Origin of the sequence: Tsukamurella hominis, from assembly GCF_965137015.1 — a bacterium.
Classification (GTDB): domain Bacteria; phylum Actinomycetota; class Actinomycetes; order Mycobacteriales; family Mycobacteriaceae; genus Tsukamurella; species Tsukamurella hominis.
Map to the genome: position 1 here is coordinate 1 of NZ_CBCRZG010000012.1, position 20,549 is coordinate 20,549.

Annotated in this window: 22 protein-coding genes; 15 read left to right on the plus strand and 7 right to left on the minus strand. The window is 69.3% G+C overall.

The annotated features are described in order from the left end of the window. Positions 1-455: 455 nt before the first annotated feature. Positions 456-1,823, minus strand: a complete 1,368-nt coding sequence (gene dnaB / locus ACM9LD_RS15285) for a replicative DNA helicase (protein ID WP_415677559.1) — start codon at positions 1,821-1,823, stop codon at positions 456-458. 580 nt (positions 1,824-2,403) lie between these two features. On the opposite strand from dnaB, the gene ACM9LD_RS15290 reads away from it, so the two are divergent. Further along, positions 2,404-2,904 (plus strand): hypothetical protein, encoded by a 501-nt coding sequence (locus ACM9LD_RS15290; RefSeq protein WP_415677463.1) that lies wholly within the window; start codon positions 2,404-2,406, stop codon positions 2,902-2,904. Between the two features lie 66 nt (positions 2,905-2,970). Here the strand turns inward: ACM9LD_RS15290 and rplI are convergent, their stop codons facing one another. From rplI to rpsF, 4 genes are all read right to left on the minus strand, one after another. Next, positions 2,971-3,423 carry a 50S ribosomal protein L9 gene (rplI, locus tag ACM9LD_RS15295; protein ID WP_415677464.1) on the minus strand — a complete coding sequence of 151 codons (453 nt, stop codon included), beginning with the start codon at positions 3,421-3,423 and terminating at the stop codon, positions 2,971-2,973. 14 nt (positions 3,424-3,437) lie between these two features. Further along, complete coding sequence (gene rpsR, locus ACM9LD_RS15300) at positions 3,438-3,695, minus strand: 30S ribosomal protein S18 (RefSeq protein ID WP_068526176.1); 258 nt, start codon at positions 3,693-3,695, stop codon at positions 3,438-3,440. Positions 3,696-3,772: 77 nt separating this feature from the next. Beyond that, on the minus strand, positions 3,773-4,306 hold the full coding sequence (locus tag ACM9LD_RS15305; RefSeq protein ID WP_415677465.1) for a single-stranded DNA-binding protein: 534 nt from the start codon (positions 4,304-4,306) through the stop codon (positions 3,773-3,775). Between the two features lie 27 nt (positions 4,307-4,333). Next, positions 4,334-4,618, minus strand: coding sequence for a 30S ribosomal protein S6 (gene rpsF, locus ACM9LD_RS15310; protein ID WP_068570214.1), 285 nt, complete (start codon positions 4,616-4,618; stop codon positions 4,334-4,336). 202 nt (positions 4,619-4,820) lie between these two features. Here rpsF and ACM9LD_RS15315 point away from each other — a divergent pair, with 202 nt between their 5' ends. The 12 genes from ACM9LD_RS15315 (at position 4,821) to ACM9LD_RS15370 (ending at position 15,252) form a co-directional block, all read left to right on the plus strand. Further along, positions 4,821-5,675: an MlaE family ABC transporter permease gene (locus ACM9LD_RS15315; protein ID WP_415677466.1), complete on the plus strand. Its 855-nt coding sequence runs from the start codon at positions 4,821-4,823 to the stop codon at positions 5,673-5,675. A gap of 121 nt (positions 5,676-5,796) precedes the next feature. Then, on the plus strand, positions 5,797-6,654 hold the full coding sequence (locus ACM9LD_RS15320) for an ABC transporter permease (RefSeq protein ID WP_415677467.1): 858 nt from the start codon (positions 5,797-5,799) through the stop codon (positions 6,652-6,654). 4 nt (positions 6,655-6,658) lie between these two features. Next, positions 6,659-7,834: an MlaD family protein gene (locus ACM9LD_RS15325; RefSeq protein ID WP_415677468.1), complete on the plus strand. Its 1,176-nt coding sequence runs from the start codon at positions 6,659-6,661 to the stop codon at positions 7,832-7,834. Between the two features lies 1 nt (position 7,835). Beyond that, positions 7,836-8,855 (plus strand): MlaD family protein, encoded by a 1,020-nt coding sequence (locus ACM9LD_RS15330; RefSeq protein ID WP_415677469.1) that lies wholly within the window; start codon positions 7,836-7,838, stop codon positions 8,853-8,855. Beyond that, positions 8,843-9,907 (plus strand): MlaD family protein, encoded by a 1,065-nt coding sequence (locus ACM9LD_RS15335; protein ID WP_415677470.1) that lies wholly within the window; start codon positions 8,843-8,845, stop codon positions 9,905-9,907. Before ACM9LD_RS15330 ends, ACM9LD_RS15335 begins: the two co-directional genes overlap by 13 nt. Positions 9,908-9,909: 2 nt before the next feature. Beyond that, entirely contained in the window at positions 9,910-11,016 is a 1,107-nt protein-coding gene (locus ACM9LD_RS15340; RefSeq protein WP_415677471.1) for an MlaD family protein, read from the plus strand. Then, entirely contained in the window at positions 11,013-12,056 is a 1,044-nt protein-coding gene (locus ACM9LD_RS15345) for an MlaD family protein (RefSeq protein WP_415677472.1), read from the plus strand. The genes ACM9LD_RS15340 and ACM9LD_RS15345 overlap by 4 nt, the downstream gene beginning before the upstream one ends. Next, positions 12,053-13,012 (plus strand): MlaD family protein, encoded by a 960-nt coding sequence (locus tag ACM9LD_RS15350; RefSeq protein WP_415677473.1) that lies wholly within the window; start codon positions 12,053-12,055, stop codon positions 13,010-13,012. Before ACM9LD_RS15345 ends, ACM9LD_RS15350 begins: the two co-directional genes overlap by 4 nt. A 17-nt stretch (positions 13,013-13,029) precedes the next feature. Further along, complete coding sequence (locus ACM9LD_RS15355; protein ID WP_415677474.1) at positions 13,030-13,896, plus strand: hypothetical protein; 867 nt, start codon at positions 13,030-13,032, stop codon at positions 13,894-13,896. 18 nt (positions 13,897-13,914) lie between these two features. Next, positions 13,915-14,130 (plus strand): hypothetical protein, encoded by a 216-nt coding sequence (locus ACM9LD_RS15360; protein ID WP_224645562.1) that lies wholly within the window; start codon positions 13,915-13,917, stop codon positions 14,128-14,130. After that, entirely contained in the window at positions 14,130-14,324 is a 195-nt protein-coding gene (locus tag ACM9LD_RS15365) for a hypothetical protein (RefSeq protein WP_415677475.1), read from the plus strand. Before ACM9LD_RS15360 ends, ACM9LD_RS15365 begins: the two co-directional genes overlap by 1 nt. Positions 14,325-14,334: 10 nt before the next feature. After that, positions 14,335-15,252: an oxygenase MpaB family protein gene (locus tag ACM9LD_RS15370; RefSeq protein WP_415677476.1), complete on the plus strand. Its 918-nt coding sequence runs from the start codon at positions 14,335-14,337 to the stop codon at positions 15,250-15,252. 13 nt (positions 15,253-15,265) lie between these two features. Here ACM9LD_RS15370 and ACM9LD_RS15375 read toward each other — a convergent pair whose 3' ends face one another. Next, on the minus strand, positions 15,266-16,450 hold the full coding sequence (locus tag ACM9LD_RS15375) for a TetR/AcrR family transcriptional regulator (protein WP_415677477.1): 1,185 nt from the start codon (positions 16,448-16,450) through the stop codon (positions 15,266-15,268). Positions 16,451-16,659: 209 nt separating this feature from the next. Here ACM9LD_RS15375 and ACM9LD_RS15380 point away from each other — a divergent pair, with 209 nt between their 5' ends. Beyond that, positions 16,660-17,517 carry an oxygenase MpaB family protein gene (locus tag ACM9LD_RS15380; RefSeq protein WP_415677478.1) on the plus strand — a complete coding sequence of 286 codons (858 nt, stop codon included), beginning with the start codon at positions 16,660-16,662 and terminating at the stop codon, positions 17,515-17,517. A 108-nt stretch (positions 17,518-17,625) separates the two neighbouring features. Here the strand turns inward: ACM9LD_RS15380 and ACM9LD_RS15385 are convergent, their stop codons facing one another. Continuing rightward, positions 17,626-19,209, minus strand: a complete 1,584-nt coding sequence (locus tag ACM9LD_RS15385) for an AMP-binding protein (RefSeq protein WP_415677479.1) — start codon at positions 19,207-19,209, stop codon at positions 17,626-17,628. 112 nt (positions 19,210-19,321) lie between these two features. On the opposite strand from ACM9LD_RS15385, the gene ACM9LD_RS15390 reads away from it, so the two are divergent. Beyond that, a complete protein-coding gene (locus tag ACM9LD_RS15390; protein WP_415677480.1) occupies positions 19,322-20,530 on the plus strand; it encodes an acetyl-CoA C-acetyltransferase in 1,209 nt (402 codons plus the stop codon). Positions 20,531-20,549: the final 19 nt, after the last annotated feature.

Here is a 20,549-nt window from a genome sequence, read left to right on the forward strand (position 1 = left end):
AACCACACTGCGCACCCGCGGCCGCCCATCCACACCCCGGACTCTAGCGGCTCAGGGCCCCACTCAGGTGGGGCCGAATGAAACCGCCCTACCGGGGCCAGATCAACTTGACATAGCCACACCAGATCGCGGGTAGTGCTCGACCAGTACCACCCCGAGTAGTGTTTCTGCCCTCGATACCAGCGAAATGTGCGCCACGGCGCTGCCTCGCGAAGGTCCTCCATTGCGGCCGACTTCCACTCCACGGTCCGCTCACAGAGGTCCTCACCGCGGCGGAACGATACTTCCACCGCGGTCCCCGCGGAGCTGCCGGGCGACATGGTCTTGACGGTGCCACTTCCGCCCTCAGATGCGGGGACGTGCCCCGGCGTGTCCCAAACAGTTGGCGGATCCGCCAACTGTCCGCCACGTAGCTTGGGATTCCGCCACGGAATCTGGGACCCTACAGCGCGCCGTCAGCCCTTGGCCATGTCCACGAAGCGCGAGTAGTGCAGCTGGTGGGCGACGGTGACCGTGGCGGTGGGGCCGGCGCGGTGCTTGCCGAGGATGAAGTCGGCCTCGCCGGCGCGGGGGTCGTCGCGCTCGTAGGCGTCGGGGCGGTGGACCAGGACGACCATGTCGGCGTCCTGCTCGAGCGAGCCGGACTCGCGGAGGTCGGCGACCTGGGGCTTCTTGTCGGTGCGCTGCTCGGGGCCACGGTTGAGCTGTGCGACGGCGATGAGCGGGACCTCGAGCTCCTTCGCGAGCAGCTTCAGCTGCCGGGAGAACTCCGAGACCTCCTGCTGACGCGATTCGACCTTCTTGCCCGAGGTCATCAGCTGCAGGTAGTCGATGACGATGAGCTTGAGGTCGTGCCGCTGCTTGAGCCGGCGGGCCTTCGCGCGGATCTCCATCATCGTGAGGTTCGGCGAATCGTCGACGAACAGCGGCGCCTCGGAGATCTCCGACATGCGGCGCGCCAGGCGGGTCCAGTCGTCGTCGGACATCTTGCCCGAGCGCATATCGGCGAGCTTGATCCGCGCCTCCGCGGAGAGCAGGCGCATGACCACCTCGGTCTTGCTCATCTCGAGGCTGAACAGGACGCCGGGCATCTGGTGCTCGATGGCGCAGGAGCGCAGCACGTCGAGCGCCATCGTCGACTTACCGGCACCGGGGCGCCCGGCGACGATGATCATCTGGCCGGCGTGCAGGCCGTTGGTGAGCGCGTCGAAGTCCGTGAAGCCGGTGGGTACGCCCATACTGACGCCGCCGCGCGAGGCGATCGCGTCGATCTCGTCCATCGTGGGCTGCAGCAGCTCCTCGAGGATCACGTAGTCCTCGGAGGCCTTGCGCTCGGTGACGTCGTAGACGGCCGCCTGGGCCCGGTCCACGACCTCGGCCACGTCGGCGCCGTCGGACCCCGAGTAGCCGTACTGGACGATCCGGGTCCCGGCCTCGACGAGCCGCCGCAGGATGGCCTTCTCGGCGACGATCTCCGCGTAGTAGCCGGCGTTCGCGGCGGTGGGCACCGTGGAGATCAGCGTGTGCAGATAGGGGGCGCCGCCGACGCGTTTGAGCTCGCCCTTGCGATCGAGCGTGGCGGAGACCGTGACCGCGTCCGCAGGCTCCCCGGCGCCGTAGAGGTCGAGGATCGCGTCGTACACCGACTGGTGCGCGGGCCGGTAGAAGTCGCCCGGGCTGATCACCTCGAGGACGTCCGCGATGGCGTCCTTGGAGAGCATCATGGCGCCCAGCACCGACTGCTCGGCGGCGATGTCCTGCGGGGGCTGGCGGCCGAAGTCTTCGGCGGGCGGACCGTCGGGCCTGGGCTCCGGACGGCCCACGGGACCCGGAGTGAACTCCTGCTCGTCCGTGACCGACACCGCGCACCCGCCTCTCTCTCGTCCGCGCTCGCCGGTCGGCGGCGCGGACTCATCCGTACTCCCTCGGTCTACCCCGCACCCCTGACAGTTTCCGGATCGGAAAGCCGGCGCGGGCGCGTGACGGACGCACGTGAACGCTAGGCCCTCCGCTCGGCACCGCAAAGTGGAGCTGTGGATGGATCTGTGAGTGGCCTGTGGATGGCGCGCGGTCAGGGTGGGGACGCCGGTGTGGACCGATGGGGAAAACCTGTGGAGAGTCCGGAGGGCATTCTTCGTCGCCCCAGTTCGCAACGGGTAATGAGGGTGGGTACCGTTGTGGATCGAGATTCCTCCGCGTGTCGCACCGACCTGACATTCGGGCGTGTCGTGAGTGAATCGGTCGGCGTCGGGCCGGGAAAACCACCCCCAGTTGTTACCGGCCGGTCACCTGCCGTGCCCCCTACCAGCGCGAACGCGTCACGTAACGTCGGTGCACCTTCTTCCGGCCCCGGCAGCCGCGTATTCTGATCGGTGCATCAATGACTGCGGAAGGACCCACCCGATGAACACCTCCACGATCACGGCGCGCACAGCCGGCGTCGCGGTCGCGCTCGCGGCCGTCGCCACGTGCGCCATCGGATCCGCGGGCGCGGCCCCTGCCCCCGCCCCCACGCCGAAGCCGAAGCCGGCGTCGGTCTCCGCCACCTGCACGAGCGCGAACCCGATGTTCGTGGTCGGCGGCCAGATGCTGACGTGGAAGGTCACCGCCACCGTCGGCGCCCCGGGCCAGATCCTGGTCTCCGGGACCGGCAACGCGAGCGCGCGCGACCTCGTCCTGAGCCAGTTCGCCTCGTCCGCGACCCTGTCGTGGAACAACACCACCTCGGGCAAGTTCGGCAGCGCAAAGCTCAACGGCGTCGGCCAGCTGCCCGTCCTGAACAAGACGCCCATCGTCACCGGTAAGGGCGCCGTGACCTTCAACCTGGTCATCAAGACCGGCGCGGGCAGCGAGTGGATCGGCACGCAGACCAGCACCCCGTGCGTCGGCACGATCACCGTCTGACCGACCCCGGACACCAGAAGGACCCCCACCGCCCGAGGGCGATGGGGGTCCTTCTCGTCTGTGCGATTACTGCGCGGCGACGGTGAGCGCGAACTTCGCGCGCACGTCCGGGTGCAGCACCACGACCACGGGGAACGAGCCCGTGGACTTGATGTGCCCCTGCGGCAACTCGATGCTGCGCTTGTCGACGGCGGGGCCACCGGCGGCCTTGAGCGCGGCGGCGACATCGGCAGCGGTGACCGAGCCGAAGAGCTTGCCCGAATCGGCGGTCTTCACGGTCAGCGAGACGGACTCCAGGCCCTCGATGGCCTGCTTCAGCTCGTTGGCGTGATCGAGGCCGCGCACACGCTTGGCCTCCTGGCTGCGGCGGATGCCCTCGACCTGCTTCTCGGCGCCGCGGGTGGCGACGATGGCCAGGCCGCGGGGCAGCAGGTAGTTACGGCCGTAGCCGTCCTTGACCTCGACGGTGTCGCCGGGGGCGCCCAGGTTGTCGACGTCGGCGGTGAGGATGAGCTTCATTTCTTCACCCCTCCTTAGCGGGTCGTCGACGTGAACGGCAGCAGTGCCACCTCACGCGCGTTCTTGACGGCGATCGCGATGTCGCGCTGGTGCTGGACGCAGTTGCCCGTCACGCGACGGCTGCGGATCTTGCCCCGCTCCGACAGGAACCGACGCAGCAGCGTGGTGTCCTTGTAGTCGATCTTGGTGTTCTTCTCCTTGCAGAACGTGCACGCCTTGGCCTTGACGGCCTTCTCGACGCGCACCTTCCGGCCATTGCCCTTACCGGCCATGGTGTTGGTACTCCTTGATGAGGTCTACTTCGGCGCCCGGCGAACCGGGACGCCTTCACAGTGTTCGATCCCGGGGATCAGAACGGCGGATCGTCGTTGCCGCCGCCGAAGCTGCTCCCGGCCGCGGGGGCACTGCCCCACGGATCGTCTGCGGGCTGGTTCTGGCGCGGAGCCTGCTGGGCGGGCTGGCTGTAACCGCCACCGCCGCCCTGGTTGCCGCCACCGAAACCGCCGCCGCCACCGCCGCGCTGCGTGCGCGTCGGCTTCGCCGTCGCATACCGAAGGGAGGGGCCGATCTCGTCGACCTCGAGTTCCACCACCGTGCGCTTGTTGCCCTCGCGATCGTCGTAGGACCGCTGCTTGAGCCGGCCGGAGACGATGACGCGCGTGCCCTTCGTGAGCGATTCGGCGACGTTCTCCGCCGCCTCACGCCAGATGTTGCAGCGCAGGAACAGCGCCTCGCCGTCCTTCCACTCGTTGGTGTTCCGGTCGAAGGTGCGGGGCGTGGAGGCGACGGTGAAGTTGGCCACCGCCGCACCCGACGGGGTGAAGCGCAGCTCCGGATCCGCCGTCAGATTGCCGATGACCGTGATGATCGTGTCGCCTGCCATGTGTTTCTCCCTGTCGTTAGTGCGCGACTAGTTCTGCCGCAGCACCTTAGTGCGAAGCACCGACTCGTTCAGCTTGAGCTGGCGATCCAGCTCGTTGACGGTCGCCGGCTCGGCGGTCAGATCGATCACCGCGTAGATGCCCTCGGCATTCTTGGAGATCTCGTAAGCAAGACGGCGCTTGCCCCAGATGTCGACGTTCCCGATCGATCCGCCGTCCTTGCGGACCACGTTCAGGAAGGTCTCCAGCGAGGGTGCGACGGTGCGCTCATCCAGGCTCGGATCCAGGATCACCATCAGTTCGTAATTACGCATGGGCTTTTCGCCTCCTCCTATGGACTATGCGGCCGTGGACTCTCCACGGCAGGAGCGTTGCCCTCAAGGCAACCGGACCAGGGTACCCCAACCCCCTGCCACCAGCGAAATCGGCCGGTTGACGAGCTGATCCTGAAATTCGCCGCAAAATCCTGCCGAGATAGAGAACATTCCCTAACATGTGCCAGGAAGGAGGTGGGCTATGACATCGCGATCGTCTCAGGATGCGCCCACTGCGCGGCCCGGCGCACTCGACGCGCTCCGCAGGAATCTCGACGACAACGCGCTGGGCCCCGTCCGAACCCTCGGGCGCACCGTCGAACTCGTCCTCCACTCCTTGGTGTCCATGGTGGCCGACCTCCTCCGGGGCCGGGTCCAATTCCGGGAGATCGTCGTCCAGGCGTGGTTCCTCGTGAGCGTGACCGCGATCCCCGCCTTCCTCATGGCCATTCCGTTCGGCGTCATCGTCACGATCCAGATCGGCAGCATCGTCAACCAGATCGGCGCGGGTTCACTGATGGGTGCCGCGAGCGGCCTCACCGTGATCCAACAGGCCGCCCCCATGGCCGCCGGCCTTCTCCTCGGCGGCGCCGGCGCCTCCGCTATCGCCGCCGACCTCGGCTCCCGCACCATCCGCGAGGAGGTCGACGCCATGCGGGTCATGGGCATCGATCCCGTCCGCCGGCTCGTCGTTCCCCGGATCCTTGCGGCCACCTTCGTCGCGCCGCTGCTCTGCGTCTTCATCACGGTCGTCGGCATCGGCGCCGCGTACTACCTGGCCGTCGCCGGGCAGGACGTCACACCGGGCAGCTACTGGCTCAGCTTCGGCGCCTACGCGACCACGCGCGACTTCGGATTCGCCCTCGTCAAGGCTGCGATCTTCGGTGTCATGATCGCCGTCCTCGGTTGTCAGCACGGCCTCGAGGCGAAGGGCGGAGCGCGCGGCGTCGCGGACGCGGTGAACACGACCGTCGTGGTCTCCACCGTGGGCATCATCGTGCTCAACTTCGCGCTCACCCAGATCTACACGACCTACTTCCCCATGAGGGTGGGCTGACCATGCACCTCCACGCACCGCACGCACAACCCTCTACGTCCCGCACGAGGGTGGGCTGACCATGCACCTCCACGCACCGCACGCACAACCCTCTACGTCCCGCACGAGAGTCGGCTGACCCGTGACCATCGCCCCGTACCGCCCGAAGGGCCTCCGCACCCTCGGCCGGCTCAACGACTCGCTGCGCGGTGCCCTCGCCCGCCTCGGCCAGATGGTCTCGTTCGTCGTCGCCTCGGTGGGGCTGATCCCGCACGCACTGCGGAACTACCCCAAACAGACGGTCCGCACCATCACCGACCTCACCTGGGGACGCGGCGCCGTGATCGTCGGCGGCGGTACGTCGCTGATGATGGTGGTGCTGGGCCTCGCCGTCGGCGGGACGGTGGCGATCCAAGCCTTCGCCTCCCTCGATCTGCTCGGCATGGGCCCGCTCACCGGCGTCATCGCCGCACTGGCGAACACCCGCGAGTTCGCGCCGATCCTCGCCGCCGCGGGCTTCGCCGTCCAGGCCGGATGCCGCATGACCGCCGAGATCGGCGCCATGCGGATCACCGAGGAGATCGACGCGCTGGAGGCGCTCGGCCTCCGCTCGATCTCCTTCGTGGTCAGCACACGCATGATCGCCGGCGTGGTCGCGATCGTGCCGATCTTCCTCATCGCGATCATCGTGAGCTTCTTCGCCAGCAGCACCATCGTCACGCTGGCGCAGGGCGACGCGGCCGGCACCTACGAGCACTACTTCCAGCAGTTCCTCTCCCCCGCCGACCTCATCGCCTCGATCGCCAAGGTGGTCGTCTTCATCTGCGCCGTGATCCTCATCCATTGCTACCAGGGCTTCTTCGCCGCGGGCGGCCCCGAGGGCGTGGGCGTCGCATCGGGCCGCGCCGTCCGCGCCTCGATGGTGGCCATCGTGGTGCTCGACATGCTGATGACCCTCGGCATCTGGGGCGCCAGCAGCGAATTGGTCTTCCGGGGGTGACGACGTGACGACGCGATGGCCCTCACCGGTGACGGGCATGATGACGCCCGGCCCCGTGCTCCTGCGCCGCGGCATCGCCGCGGTCCTCGCGGTGCTCCTGGCCGTCACTTCCATCTGGGCCGTCCGCGCGATCGTGACCACGCCGCCGAAGACCCTCACCCTCGTGGTCCGCAACGTCGCGCCCGGCGTCGGACCCGGTACCGCGGTGGAGATGGACGGGCTCCGCGTCGGCGAGGTCACCGATATCGTCGACCGGGGTTCCGGTCGACTGGGTGTCGCGATGCAGCTCAACGGCGCCGCCGACGATCTGGTGACCGATGCCGTCAAGGTCGCTTTCGCGCCGGGCAACACGTTCGGCATCACGGTCGTCGCGCTCACCCCGGGACGGGGCGGCCGCGCCCTCACTTCGGGCGCCTCGTGGGAGCCGCTCTCGACGCCCGACGACGGCACCATGGCGTCCCTGCTCCGGTCGCTCAGCACGATGGAACGCGAGAGCTTCCGCCCGCACATGGCCGAGCTCATCGCACAGATGGACACGACCACCCGGCAGTTCCTGCCCTTCCTCGGCGCGGTCGGCGCCATCGCGGAGGCGAACGCCGATACGCAGCGGATCCCGACGTCCGAAACGCTCCCGACGATCGCCTCCACGCTCGGAGCGCTGGACACGTCGGTCAAGCGAATGCTCCCCGGGCTCCGGACCCTCTGGTCCTGGTCCGGGCCGGATACCCCCGGCTACCCGGAACGGCAGACCGCCACCATCAACGCCCTGGCTTACGACTTCTCGCCCGCGCTCGCCGCGCTGCTCAGTGCCCCCAATGTCGCCGCGCTCACGGAGGTTCTGGTGCCCGTCCGCGAACTCGCCACCCGCTCGGTGGCGAGCTTCCCCGACGCCGCACGCAACGGACGCCAGCTCGAGGAACTGATCGAACGGATCCGGCGGTCCATGCCGGACAGCGGATCCGGCCCGGTCCTGAACCTCGACGTCACGTTCCGGCAGTTCCCCGCCATCGCCACACTGCTGCCGCCCGTGCCCCAATTCTCCGTGACCCCGCCCGGCAAGCCGGCTCCGCCCAAGGCCACCCCCGCGCCGAGACCATCGACCGGTGCGACGGCGACGGCGACCGCCACCGCCGGCGTCGCGTCGACCACGGCCGCTCCGACCACGACGAGGGGCCGCTGACGTGCGCACCGCCCGCAATCCAGGAACCCTGCTCCTGATCTTCGTCGTCCTTATCGCGGTCGGCGGGGCGTTCACCGTGCGCGCGCTCACCCGCCCCGCACAGGCCGCGCAGTCGCCGTACACGGCCATGTTCACCAACGCCTCCGGCCTCCGTTCCGGCGACGACGTGCGGCTGCTCGGGGTCCAGGTCGGCAAGATCAGCGATGTCACTCTCGACCAGGGCGATGCCGCACGCGGCTCTCTCGCCCGGGTCGCCTTCACCGTCGACCGCGACCAGCGGATCACCACCGCCACAACGCTGTCGATCCGGTTCCAGAACCTCACCGGCCTCCGGTACCTGGAACTCTCGCCGAGCGACGCGCAGGCCGACACCGTCGCCCCGCGGTCGACGATCGGGACGGATCGAACGGTGCCCTCGTTCGACGTGACGACGATCTTCAACGGACTCCAACCCGTCCTCGCCGCAATGCAGCCCGAGCAGATCAACCACCTCGCGCAATCGATCGCGGCCGTCGTCGAGGGCGACGGCTCCGGCCTGGGACCGCTTCTCGACGCGCTGCAGACGCTGAGCCGGTTCACCAACGACCGCTCCGCGCTCCTCCAGACCCTGGTCGGCAACCTCAAGACGATCAACGACAGCCTCGGCGGGAGGTCCGGCGCCCTGCCGACCGTGATCGGCTACCTGAAGGGCATCGGCGAGGTGATGCGGAACGCGGCCCCGTCGACGAAGATCCTGTCCGACCAGGGCGCCGAGCTGATGTCTGCGGCCGATGCGCTCCTGCGCGGCGCGGGCCTGCAGCCCGCCGGCAGCTCGCTCCTCGAGCTCGCCCGCCCCGAGCTGCCGCGCCTGCAGAGCCTCGTGGACCTCGCCGCGCTGCTTCCCGGCCTGTTCGCGAACCTGACGCAGCAACAGGTCCCCTCCGCCGGCGGCGACACCGGCTGCAGCCGCGGCGAGGCCCAGCTGCCCGCCGGCGTCCTCGTCTTCCTCCGCGGAACGAAGGTGACGCTGTGCAAGCGCTGAACCTGCCCGTGAACCTGCTGCGCGACGGCTACGGCCTCGCCACCAAGCTGGCTTCCGGCATCGAGGAGGCCTGGGCGCAACCGAGTTCGAAGAAGCGGCAGCTCACCTTCGGCGTCCTCGGAGTGGCCCTGGCGCTCGTGCTGATGATCGCCAGCTCGGTGCTCGCCGCCCGGCCGATCGGCACCACCACCTACACCGCGAACTTCCCCGAAGCGGGCATGGTCCGACCGGGCGACGACGTCCGCGTGGCCGGCGTCTCCGTCGGCACCGTCGAGCGGGTGGCCCTCGAGGGCGGCCATGTGAACGTGGGCCTGCGGATCAAGAAGAAGGTGCACATCGGCGACCAGTCCCGCGTCGCGGTGAAGATGCTGACCGGCGTCGGCGGGTATTTCGTCGACATCGACTCGATCGGCACCTCCTCGCTGGGCGCGACGGCCATCCCACCGGCGCGCGTGCGCATCCCGTACAGCCTGGTGGAGACCTTCCAGCAGGCGGATCCGAAGATCCGCGCGATCGACCCGACGCCGTTACGCGAGTCGCTCGCCCAGATCCAGCGGGCGACGAGCGGCAACTCCGGCCAGATGAAGGAGCTGCTGTCCACCCTGCAGGGCGTGGTGCAGAGCATCTCGACGCAGAAGGAGGAAGTCGGCGGATTCGTGCAGACGCTGGCCGACTACTCGGCCGCCATCGACCGCAACGGCGACGTCCTCACCCAGGTCATGCGTGACATGAACATCTACTTCTCCACGGCGCGGCTGAACGTCGCCGGCTACAAGCGGTTCATGACCTCGCTCGACCTCGTGCTCAAGCGCATCATCCCGCCGGCGAACTTCTACCAGGAGAACCTCGCCTCCATGGAGGCCCAGTTCAACCTCATGTCGGGCCAGATCGGCGCGCTGCTCACCAAGTACCAGAAGATGATCGACGACGCGATGGCCCTCCTGAGGCGGATCCAGTCCTCGGTGAAGCCGGACGGCACCATCGTCCTCGACGGTTCCGTCCCGACGATCTCGTCCCAGTACTGCATCCCGCTGGAAGGGGCACCGTGCTGATGATGTCCAAGATCCTGGGCTCGAAATGGTTGGTCACCGCGATCGCGATCACGGTGGTCGGGTCGATCATCGCGGGCGCGCTGTACGTCGCGCGAACCCCCGAGAAGGCACAGGCGCGCTACTGCGCGCTGATGCCCGACGCGATCGGACTCTACGTCGGCAACCCGGTGACCCGGCTCGGCGTCCCGATCGGAAGGGTCACCGCGGTCCGCCCCGAGAACACCGCGGCCCGAGTGGAGTTCGACATCGACGCCGACCAGGCCGTGAGCGCCGGCACCGGCGCGGTCACCGTCGCCGCCTCCCTGATCGCCTCCCGACAGTTGGCGCTCGTCGACGATGCCCGCAAGGGACCCGCCCTGCAGGCCGGGACGTGCCTGACCGACACCAAGACCCCACAATCCCTCAGTCGCAGCCTCAGCTCCATCGGCGACGCGGCGGCCAGGCTCACCACCGACGGCGGGCCCGAACAGGCCAAGCAGGTGCAGGACTCGCTCACCTCGCTGGCCGCGGCCGTCGACGGCACCGGACCCGACGTCAACGGCGTCATCGAGAGCCTCGCCGCACTCCTCGACGACCCGGGCCCCGGTGTCGGCGACGTGGGACGCAGCATCGACTCGCTCTCGTCCCTCACCGGCGGCATGACCTCGAACTGGAACCCGCTCAAGCAACTCCTCCTCACCACCCCCGACGGCCTCGCCGACATCATCGTGCCGACCGCGAAGACGACCGAGACCCTCGGTGAGGCCCTGATCCCGCTCGGGAAACTGCTGCGCGACCTGATCTCCCACTACGGCCACAACCTCTGGCCGCTCCTCGACACCGTGATTCCGGCGTCACGGCTGGTCAGCGCGGGCGTCAAGAACTGGGGCGATCTCCTCGGCTTCCTGCCGCCGTTGATCGACGCCTTCAACGTCTCCTTCGACCAGCGCACCCTCGGTCTCAAGATCGTCTTCACCCCGCCGTCGACGAAGATGGTCGCCCGCAACCCGGAACTGACCTGTGCGAACGTCAACCGGATCGCCCCGGGACAGTGCAAGGTCGTCGACCCCGGCCACATCGACGTCGACCTGATCTCGGCCATCCTCCGCGGGACGGGAGCCGCCCGATGAACCGCCCCGCCCTCCGCAGCCGCATCACCCGCGGCCTGCTCCTGCTCGTCGTCCTCGGGCTCGGCGTCGTCGGCGTGCTCCGGGCGAGCCCGTCGACACTGCCCGATCCGACCACGTGGTCCACCTCGGGATGGCCGCTGCGCGTGGAGTTCTCCAACGCCCTGAACCTGCCCGACCAGGCACAGGTCCGGTTCAACGGCCGCTCCGTGGGCCGGATGGAATCGGTCCGGCTCGAGGGCGACCGCGCCGTCGCGACCCTGAACATCAGCGAGCCCGCCAGCATCCCCACGGACACCAGCGCCGAGCTGCGGCAGGACACGCTCCTCGGCGACGTCTACATCGCCCTCGTCTCGGCGCCCACCTCGACCGCGCAGCCGCTGCGCGCGGGCGGGCTCATCCCCCTCGCGCAGAGCCGCCCGCCGGATCACGTCGAGGACCTCATGACGAGCCTGTCCGGCTTCCTCGGCAGCGGCGGCGTCTCGCAGCTCGGCAACACGATCCAGCGGATCGACGGCGCCTTCCCCGACGATCCGGCCCGCACCCGCACGATCACCGACAATCTGGCATCCACGATCATGGCCTGGGCCAACGACACGAGCTCACTCGACGCCGCGCTCCGCTCCGTCGTCGGGGTCACCGGCTCGCTCGCCGCCGAGCACACGATGCTCAGCGAGTACCTCGCGCCCGAGGGCCTCCGCCGCTGGGGCGTCATCTCCGAGACGGCCCGAGTGACCGAGGTCTTCGCCTCGCTCGCCCCGCTGATCAAGAACGCCGCTCCGCTGACCCCCGGCATCCGCGACCTCGCCGCGCTCTTCACCCAGGTCGTCAGTCCGCTCCTGCTCCTCGATCGACCGGTCGGCGCCAGCCGCCCCGACAACCTCATCAACCTGCGGAACCTGTTCCGGGACACGATCATCCCGTGGGTCGAACACGGCCCCAAGGTGAACGTCGTGAAGGTCTCCGACGGCCCCGCGGTGCCCACCGCGGAGAAGGCCGAGCAGGCACTGCGCGCGATGCGCATGATCGGGGCCGTCCGATGAAGAAGGAACTCCTCGCCAACGCCATCACCTTCACCGTGGTCCTTCTCGTCGGGCTGTTCATCCTCCTCGTCGGGTACATGGGGCTGCGCCCGGGCGTGACGTACACGACGCTGTCGCTCAAGCTCCCGCACACCGGACAGCTGTCCGCCGGCTCGCCGATCCTGTTGCGCGGCGTCCGGATCGGCGACGTCACCGGCGTCGAACCGTCGACCGACGGGGTGCGGATCACCCTCCGCTACCCGACGGAGTACCGCATCCCCGTCGACTCGGCCCTGTCGGTCGAGCAGCTCAGCGCGCTCAGCGAGCCCTACGTGGAGTTCGCCCCGCGATCCTCCGGCGGCGACGTCTTCGCCTCCGGCGCCGAGATCCCGGCCACCGCGGTCTCCCAGTCCCGATCGGTCAGCGACGTCTTCCAGGCGCTCGCCGCGCTCAACCGCACGGCCGACTCGGGCGCGCTCGGCGGGATCGTCAAGACGGCGTGGCAGGCCACGTCGGGTCGCGACGACGACCTCACCACCCTCAGCCGGGCCGGCCAGTTGCTCAGCTCGACGGTGCTCAGCCGGATGCCGGCGATCCGCAGTATGTTCGCCAACACCCAGATCTACTCGGCGGACCTGGACTGGACGACGAACGCCGTGCAACGGCTCGGCGCCGAGTTCGAGAACACCGGGAACGTGGTGCTCAGCGCGGTGCAGACGGTGCTGCGGATGGTGACGTCGCTCGACGCGCCGGATCCGTTCCTGAACACCATCGACCCGTTCGTCAAGCGGCTCAAGCCCTACCTCGACGAGCTGCTTCCCGCGCTCGCCACCACCGGCGGACCGTTCATCTCGATCTTCTCCGCGCTCAACCGGACGGTCCCGCAGATCGACCTCAGCACGCTCCTGTCGAACGCCCTGCAGGTCGCCGGCACCGACGGTGCCGCCCGCGTCACCCTGACCCTTCCCCGCCCCTGACCACCAGAGAGGAACCCATGGCGCAGGAGCACGACGACCCCGACGAGGTCGCCGCCGACACGTCCGCCCCGGCCGACGACGCCACGCCCGCCGGGGACGCCGCCGATCGGGCGACGGATCGCGCCGGCGAGGACGCGGGGACGGAGTCCGCGCCGCCGATCTCGACCGCGAAGCCTCCTCGGCAGGCGGCGGCCCGATCCGCCTCCACGCGGAACAAGCCGCGAGTCGAGGACTCCGCGGAGGGGCCCGCCGGGCGGGCACCGTCGGGCACGCTGCGCACCGTCCTCGCGACGGTGGTCGTCGTCGCGCTCGTCGCGGTCTCCGTGCTGCTCTACCTGCAGACCCGCACCCTCGACACCGAGCGCCGCGAGGCCGCCGACCGGGCGCGCGCGGAGCAGATCGCCTCCGACTACGCCGTCAAGGCGGCGACCATGGACTACCGCGACCTGACGCCGTGGCTCAACGGCGTGAAGGCCGGGGTGACACCGGAACTGGCGAAGAAGTACGACTCCATCCTCGACCTCATGCGCGAGGTGGTCACCCCGCTGCGGCTCACCTCCAGCGGGCGGGCGTCCTTCGCCAAGACCACCTCCGAGGTCAACGGCATCTACCAGGTGAAGGTCGCCGTCGACGTCTCCTCGCAGAACATCCAGGCCCCACAGGGCACCGTCAGCACGAGCACCTACTCGGTGAGCCTCGACCGGAACCGCGACTGGATCATCACGGAGGCGGGCGATCCCGCGAACCCCAACGCCGTGCTCAGCGGCGTCGGCGGCGGCTCCGGCGCGACAACGCCCGCGAACCCGTCCGCCTCGGCCGGCGCCCAGCCGTCCGCCACGCCGACCATGCCAGCACTGCCGGCACCGTCGGGCACCCCCAACTGACCGCCCGGAGGACGAACGATGTTGCAGCGCTTCCTCGACTACGAGATGAAGGTCTCCGAGTTCCTCGGGTTCCTGATCCTGGTCGGCATTCCGTACGGGATCATCGGTCTCGTCTGGTCGCTCACGCACATGGACCACCTCGGGAACCTCAGCGGGATCGATCGGATCATCTCCTTCCTCGGCGCCATCGTCTGTTGGCCGGTACTGCTCTTCTCGAATGTGACGATGCAGTGATGGCCCTGGTGTGGATCATCGACCTGGTGGTCCAGTACGTGAAGATCCTCGGCGGCCGGCAGAAGGTGCCCGCCGTGGTGCGCATCGCCGCCTGGCTGCTGCTCGTCGCCGCCGTGATCACCCTCGTCGGCCTCGTCGTGCTCGGCCTGATCCGCCTCGATCAGTACCTCGCCACGATTCCACCGAACCGCTAGGAGCACCGCCGTGTCACAGTCGTCCAGCCCCGCCGCGGACGTCGGCTCGTCCGACGGTGCGCCACTCACCCTCGAACGCACCCGGATCGCTATTCCGGGCACCCACCGCCGGTACACGAAACGCGACCTGGCCGTCACCGATGCGCTCGACTTCTGGGCGTTCGCCGGCGCCGCCGCCAACGTCGCGATGCAGATGAGTAGCCCCGGGGTCGGCTACGGCGTCGTGGAGTCGCCGGTGGAGAGCGGCGCGCTGATGAAGCGCCCGTGGAAACGCGCGCGGACCACGACGCAGTACCTCGCGGTCGCGATCCTCGGCACCGACAAGGAGAAGGAGGCCTACCGCGAGGCGGTCAACACGGTGCACCGGCAGGTGAAATCGAAGCCGGGAGCCCCTGTCAAGTACAACGCCTTCGACCGGAACCTTCAGCTCTGGGTGGCCTCGTGCCTCTTCGTCGGCTTCGAGGACGGGTACCAGATGCTCAACGGGAAGCTCCCCGCGAATCAGGCGGAGAGTTTCTACCAGTCCTGCGCGACGCTCGGCACGACCCTGCAGGTACCGCGCGACATGTGGCCCGCGACGCGCGCCGAGTTCGACGAGTACTGGGTCCGCGCGTGCGCCGAGACCCGTCTGGACGAGCCGGTCGCTGCGTACATCGACGATCTCCTGAACCTGCGGATGATCAACTGGCCCATGCGGCTGGTGTTCGGCGGCCTGCTGAAGTTCCTCACGGCGGGCTTCCTCGCGCCCTACTTCCGCGAGCAGATGCACGTCGAGTGGACGGCGGCGGATCAGCGCCGGTTCGACAACCTCTTCGCGTTCGTGGCCTTCGTCAACCGCTTCATCCCGCGGTTCCTGCGGTTCGGGCCGACGCGTTCGGTGATGCTGGACCTGCGCCTACGGATCGGCGCGGGCAAGCCGCTGGTCTGAGCGCGCGGCACCGTCAGGCGGGGAAGAGCACCGCACAGACGAGGGCGTACACCTCGGCCTGGAAGGCGGGATCCGTGTCGAAGCGGCGGGTGCGCCCCACGTCGAAGACCACGGCGAAGGCCGCGTGCACCAGGAACGTGGCCTCCGCGGACGTCAGCTCGGGCCGGACCGCGACCACCGCGTCGGCGAACGCCGCGATGTTGGCCCGCTGGACCCCCGCGAGCCGGCTGCGGTCCGCGTCCGGGACGTTGCCGATCTCGCGGAAGTAGACGGTCATCAGCTTCGACCGCAGGAAGGACAACTGCACGTAGGCCTGCGCGAGCGCGGCGAGCCGGCCCGCAGGATCCTGCACCGCCGTGGAGACCTCCGCGATCGCCCCCGCGACGCCCTCCGCCGCCTGATCGAGGGCGCTCACCAGGATGCCGGCCTTGCTCGGGAAGTAGCGGTACATGCCCGACGGGACGATCCCCGCGGCGGTCCCGATCTTGCCCATGCTGACGTTGTGGAAGCCGTGCTGGAAGATCTGCTCGATCGCCTCGACCAGCACCTGCTCCTGGCGACCCGTCTCCGGCTCGGGCTCGGCGGGCGGCGCGACCGCGTACGGAACCCGCGGCGCGGGCAGCGCCAGCACCCGCCGCGCGGCTGCGCCGAGCACGGCCTCGGCCCGCTTCTGGGCCAGGACCGTCCGGTGCGCGGTGACGCTGCCGGTCACACTGATCAGGGCGACGCTGCGGAGGTCGATCTCGGCCCGGTCCACACCGGGTAGTGCGGGCTGTGCGGCATCGGCGACGGTGCCGATCATCGCGGTGAGCTGCTCGCGGATCCGCGCCCGGTCCTCGCCCTCAAGGAGGCGCTGCTCCCACCGGAACAGCCCCCCGGTGTTGCGGCGCTCGAAGGAGACCCCCAGGGCCGCCTCGATGATCGCGTCGACCCGCTCCCCGGGTTCCTTCCCCGCGGTGGCCTCGGCGGCGTCGTCAACGGCGTGGCACAGCGCATCGGAGGCCGAGGTGATCGCGTGCTCGAGCAGCGCGTACTTGTTGGGGAAGTGCCGGTAGACGGCGGGCCCGCTGATGTCGAGGGTCGCGGCGATCTCCTCGATCCCCACGCCGTGATAGCCGCGCCGGGAGAAATCCTCGGCGGCGACCCGCGCGATCTGCTCGCGCCGGTCCTTGGGCCGCTTCCGCCGCGCCTGGGTCACGTCTACTCCTCTTCACACCGTCCGCATCGAGAGTACTCACTGTCCGGAGCCCGTCCGCGGTGTACCGTCAACACTATAAGTAAGTGAACATTCACACACCGATTCGGTGGAACAACCGGGAGGACCGCATGACCACGAGCGCCGAACCGAGTGCTACGACCACATCGGATGTCGTCACACCGACGTCGTCGCCGCAAGCGGTGGATCCGGTGGCCCAGGGGTACCGCATCGCGATCTCCGCACCCGCTCGCCCTGCGCACGTACTCACCGTGCTCGCCGACGCCATGGACGTCACCTCGCTCGCGGCGGGGGCCGCGAACGTGGTGATGCAGCTCGTGAACAAGCCCGTCGCCTACGGGGTGATGGAGTCGCCGGTCGACTCCGGCTCGTTGTACAAGCACCCGGTCAAGCGCACCCGCACCACGATCAGCTATCTCGCCGTCGCTGTGCTCGGCACCCCCGAGGACAAGGCCCGCTACCGGGAGGCCGTCAACACCGCGCACCGGCAGGTCCGCAGCACCGCGTCGAGTCCGGTCAAGTACAACGCGATGGACCGCGGCCTGCAGCTGTGGGTCGCGATGTGCCTGTACATCGGCTACGAGGACACGCACCAGCTGCTCCGCGGCCGCATGAACCGCGAGCAGCGCGCGCTGTTCTACCGCGACGCCGCGCCGCTGGGCACCACGCTGCAGGTGCCCGCCGACCTCTGGCCCGCGACGCCGGAGGAGTTCGACGCGAAGTGGGTCGAGCTGTGCGCCACGCGGATCAACCCCGACGAGACGGCTCGCACCTACCTGCGGCAACTCGTCGACTTCACCTTCGTCGGCAACCTCCCCGCGCCGATCAAGGCCTTCAACCGGTTCCAGAACGCGGGCTTCCTCGCGCCGAAGTTCCGGGAGGCCATGGAGATCGAGTGGACCGCCCGCGATCAGCGCCGCTTCGACGCGTTCTGGCGGATGGTCGCCTTCAGCAACCGCTTCACCCCGCTCGCGCTCCGGCGCCTGCCGTACCGGCTGCTCCTCGTCGACCTGCGTCTGCGCGCGAAGTTCGGCCGCAGGCTGGTCTGAACCGGAGACCGCACGACGGAGCCGGGGCCCTCGCTCGAGGACCCCGGCTCTCTCGTCCCGGCCGCCGGTCCGACGGTGCCGGAGGGCACCGTCGGGCAGGGAGGACCGTCAGCCGAACTGCTGGCGCAGGACGGGCTTGGTGACCTTGCCCGTGGGGTTGCGCGGCAGGGCCTCGATCACGACCACGTGGCGCGGGTGCTTGTAGCGGGCGATGTGGTCGTTGAGGAACTCCGAGAGCGACTCGACGGTGAGCTCGGCGCCGTCCCGCAGCTGCACGACCGCGACGACCGCCTCGCCGAAGCGCTCGTCCGGCTTGCCGATCACGGCCACCTCGGTGACATCGGGATGCGCCGCGACGGCGTTCTCCACCTCGACCGAGTAGATGTTCTCGCCACCCGAGATGATCATGTCCTTGGCGCGGTCGATGACGTAGACGAAGCCCTCCTCGTCCATCCGCACGAGGTCGCCCGAGTGGAACCAGCCGCCGTCGAAGGCCTCCTTGGTGGCCTCGAGGTTGTTCCAGTAGCCCGACATCATGTTGGGTCCGCGGTAGACGATCTCGCCCACCTCGCCGCGCGGCACGTCGTTGCCCTCGGAGTCGATCACCCGGGCCGCGACGGTGCGCACCACCTTGCCGACGGAGCCGAACTTGCGCAGCGCGTCGGCGCCCGAGAGCGCGCAGGTGACGGGCGACATCTCGGTCTGGCCGAAGACGGCGCAGATCTCGGCGTCGGGGAACGTGGTGGCGAGCTCGCGGAGCAGGGTCTCGCTCGCGGGGGCCGCGCCCCACCAGACGAACTTGAGCTTGAGGTTGCGCGGGCGTGCCTTCTGCTCGGCGACCGCGAGCTGCCACTGCATCGGCACCATGAACATGCTGGTGATGCCCTCGCGCTCGAGCGCGTCCAGCGTCTGCGCCGGGTCGAACGCGCCGAGCGGGAAGATCACCGAGGTCAGGCCCTGCAGGAAGGCCGTCGCGAGCACGCCGAAGCCGGCGATGTGGAACAGCGGGACGGCGACGGCACCCACGGCGTCGGGGTCGACGACGCCCGGCGCGACAAGGTTGTTCCAGCCCTGCGCGGCCATGTTGACGTGGGTGAGCACCGCGCCCTTGGGGCGGCCGGTGGTGCCCGAGGTGTACATGATCAGCGCCGGGGAGTCCTCGGGGACGTCGGCGTGCGGATCGGGACGCCCCTCCGCGACGAGGTCCTCGAAGCCGAGGGCGCCGGCGGCCTCGTCGGCACCGTCGAACCGGATGCGCAGGCCGAACTCGGCGCCGGTCCCGGCGACCCCCGCGATGAGCGGGTCGAAGAGTGCCTCGTAGACGACGGCGCTGCACATCGTGTCCTGCACCAGGAAGGCCACCTCGGGCGGCGCCATCCGGAAGTTGACCGGGACCGCGATCGCGCCGAGCGCCGTGACGCCGAGCGCCGCCTCGACGTATTCGATGCGGTTCAGGCCCAGGATCAGCACGCGGTCGCCGGCGCCGATGCCGCGCTCGCGCAGCGCGCCGGCGAAGGCCCCTACCCGGTCCGCGAGGCCCGCCCAGGTGACCTCCTTCTCGAGATACCGCAGGGCCACCTGGTCGCCGCGCATGACGGCGTGGTTGCGGACGCTGTTGTTCCAGGTGTTGCGCTGCGAGCTGCGGGGTTCCTCCGTGCGCGGGAACCAGGCGATGTTCTCAAGAGACGTCATGTATGCGATTGTGTTCTAGAACATGTTCGTCGGGAGCCGAATCGCCGAAAGTTAGAGAATAGTGATTCACTTGTAACCATCCCTCACGGACAGCACACCAGGAAGGAACACCGTGTCCGACGCTTTCATCTACGAGGCCATCCGCACGCCACGCGGCAAGCAGCGCGGCGGATCGCTCCACGCGACCAAGCCGATCGACCTGGTCGTCGGCCTGATCGACGAGGTCAAGAACCGTTTCCCCACGCTCGATCCGGCCGATGTCGACGACATCGTGCTCGGCGTCGTCTCTCCGGTCGGCGAGCAGGGCGGCGTCATCCCGCGCGCCGCCGCCATGGCCGCCGGCCTGCCGGACACCGTCGCCGGCGTGCAGCTCAACCGCTTCTGCGGCTCCGGCCTCGAGGCGACCAACACCGCCGCGCAGAAGGTGCGCTCGGGCTGGGACCAGCTCGTCTTCGCCGGCGGCGTCGAGTCCATGTCCCGCGTGCCCATGGGTTCCGACGGTGGCGCGATGTTCCAGGACGTCACCACCAACTACGACACCTACTTCGTGCCGCAGGGCATCGGCGCCGACCTCATCGCGACGATCGAGGGCTTCTCCCGCGACGACGTCGACGAGTTCGCCGCGCAGTCGCAGGCGTTCGCGGCCCGCGCCTGGGACGAGGGCCGGTTCGCGAAGTCGGTCGTCCCCGTCAAGGACCTCAACGGCCTGACGGTGCTGGACAACGACGAGCACCGTCGCCCCGGCACCACCGCCGAGAGCCTGGCCAAGCTCAAGCCGGCCTTCGAGGGCATCGGCGCGATGGGCGGCTTCGACGCCGTGGCGCTGCAGAAGTACTACACCGTGGAGAAGATCAACCACGTCCACACGGGCGGCAACAGCTCGGGCATCGTCGACGGTGCCGCCCTGCTGCTGATCGGCAACGAGGCCGGCGGCAAGAAGGCGGGCCTGACGCCGCGCGGCCGCATCGTCGCGACCGCCGTCACCGGCTCGGACCCGACGATCATGCTGACCGGCCCCACGCCGGCCACCGAGAAGGCGCTCGCGCTCGCGGGCCTGACCAAGGACGACATCGACGTCTGGGAGCTCAACGAGGCCTTCGCGTCCGTGGTCATGAAGTGGATGAAGGACTTCAAGCTCGACCGCGAGCAGGTCAACGTCAACGGCGGCGCCATCGCGCTGGGCCACCCGCTGGGCGCCACCGGCGCGATGCTGGTGGGCACGGTGCTCGACGAGCTGGAGCGCTCCGGCGGCCGGTACGGCCTGATCACCCTCTGCATCGGCGGCGGCATGGGCATCGCCACCATCATCGAGCGCCTCTGAGCGGCCGGAAAGACTACGG

Excerpts from the sequence above, each read along its gene's own strand:
- ACM9LD_RS15290 (WP_415677463.1), top strand. The coding sequence starts at position 2,404 with ATGAACACCTCCACGATCACGGCGCGCACAGCCGGCGTCGCGGTCGCG.
- rplI (WP_415677464.1), bottom strand. The coding sequence starts at position 3,423 with ATGAAGCTCATCCTCACCGCCGACGTCGACAACCTGGGCGCCCCCGGC.
- rpsR (WP_068526176.1), bottom strand. The coding sequence starts at position 3,695 with ATGGCCGGTAAGGGCAATGGCCGGAAGGTGCGCGTCGAGAAGGCCGTC.
- ACM9LD_RS15305 (WP_415677465.1), bottom strand. The coding sequence starts at position 4,306 with ATGGCAGGCGACACGATCATCACGGTCATCGGCAATCTGACGGCGGAT.
- rpsF (WP_068570214.1), bottom strand. The coding sequence starts at position 4,618 with ATGCGTAATTACGAACTGATGGTGATCCTGGATCCGAGCCTGGATGAG.
- ACM9LD_RS15315 (WP_415677466.1), top strand. The coding sequence starts at position 4,821 with ATGACATCGCGATCGTCTCAGGATGCGCCCACTGCGCGGCCCGGCGCA.
- ACM9LD_RS15340 (WP_415677471.1), top strand. The coding sequence starts at position 9,910 with ATGTCCAAGATCCTGGGCTCGAAATGGTTGGTCACCGCGATCGCGATC.
- ACM9LD_RS15345 (WP_415677472.1), top strand. The coding sequence starts at position 11,013 with ATGAACCGCCCCGCCCTCCGCAGCCGCATCACCCGCGGCCTGCTCCTG.
- ACM9LD_RS15350 (WP_415677473.1), top strand. The coding sequence starts at position 12,053 with ATGAAGAAGGAACTCCTCGCCAACGCCATCACCTTCACCGTGGTCCTT.
- ACM9LD_RS15355 (WP_415677474.1), top strand. The coding sequence starts at position 13,030 with ATGGCGCAGGAGCACGACGACCCCGACGAGGTCGCCGCCGACACGTCC.
- ACM9LD_RS15360 (WP_224645562.1), top strand. The coding sequence starts at position 13,915 with ATGTTGCAGCGCTTCCTCGACTACGAGATGAAGGTCTCCGAGTTCCTC.
- ACM9LD_RS15365 (WP_415677475.1), top strand. The coding sequence starts at position 14,130 with ATGGCCCTGGTGTGGATCATCGACCTGGTGGTCCAGTACGTGAAGATC.
- ACM9LD_RS15385 (WP_415677479.1), bottom strand. The coding sequence starts at position 19,209 with ATGACGTCTCTTGAGAACATCGCCTGGTTCCCGCGCACGGAGGAACCC.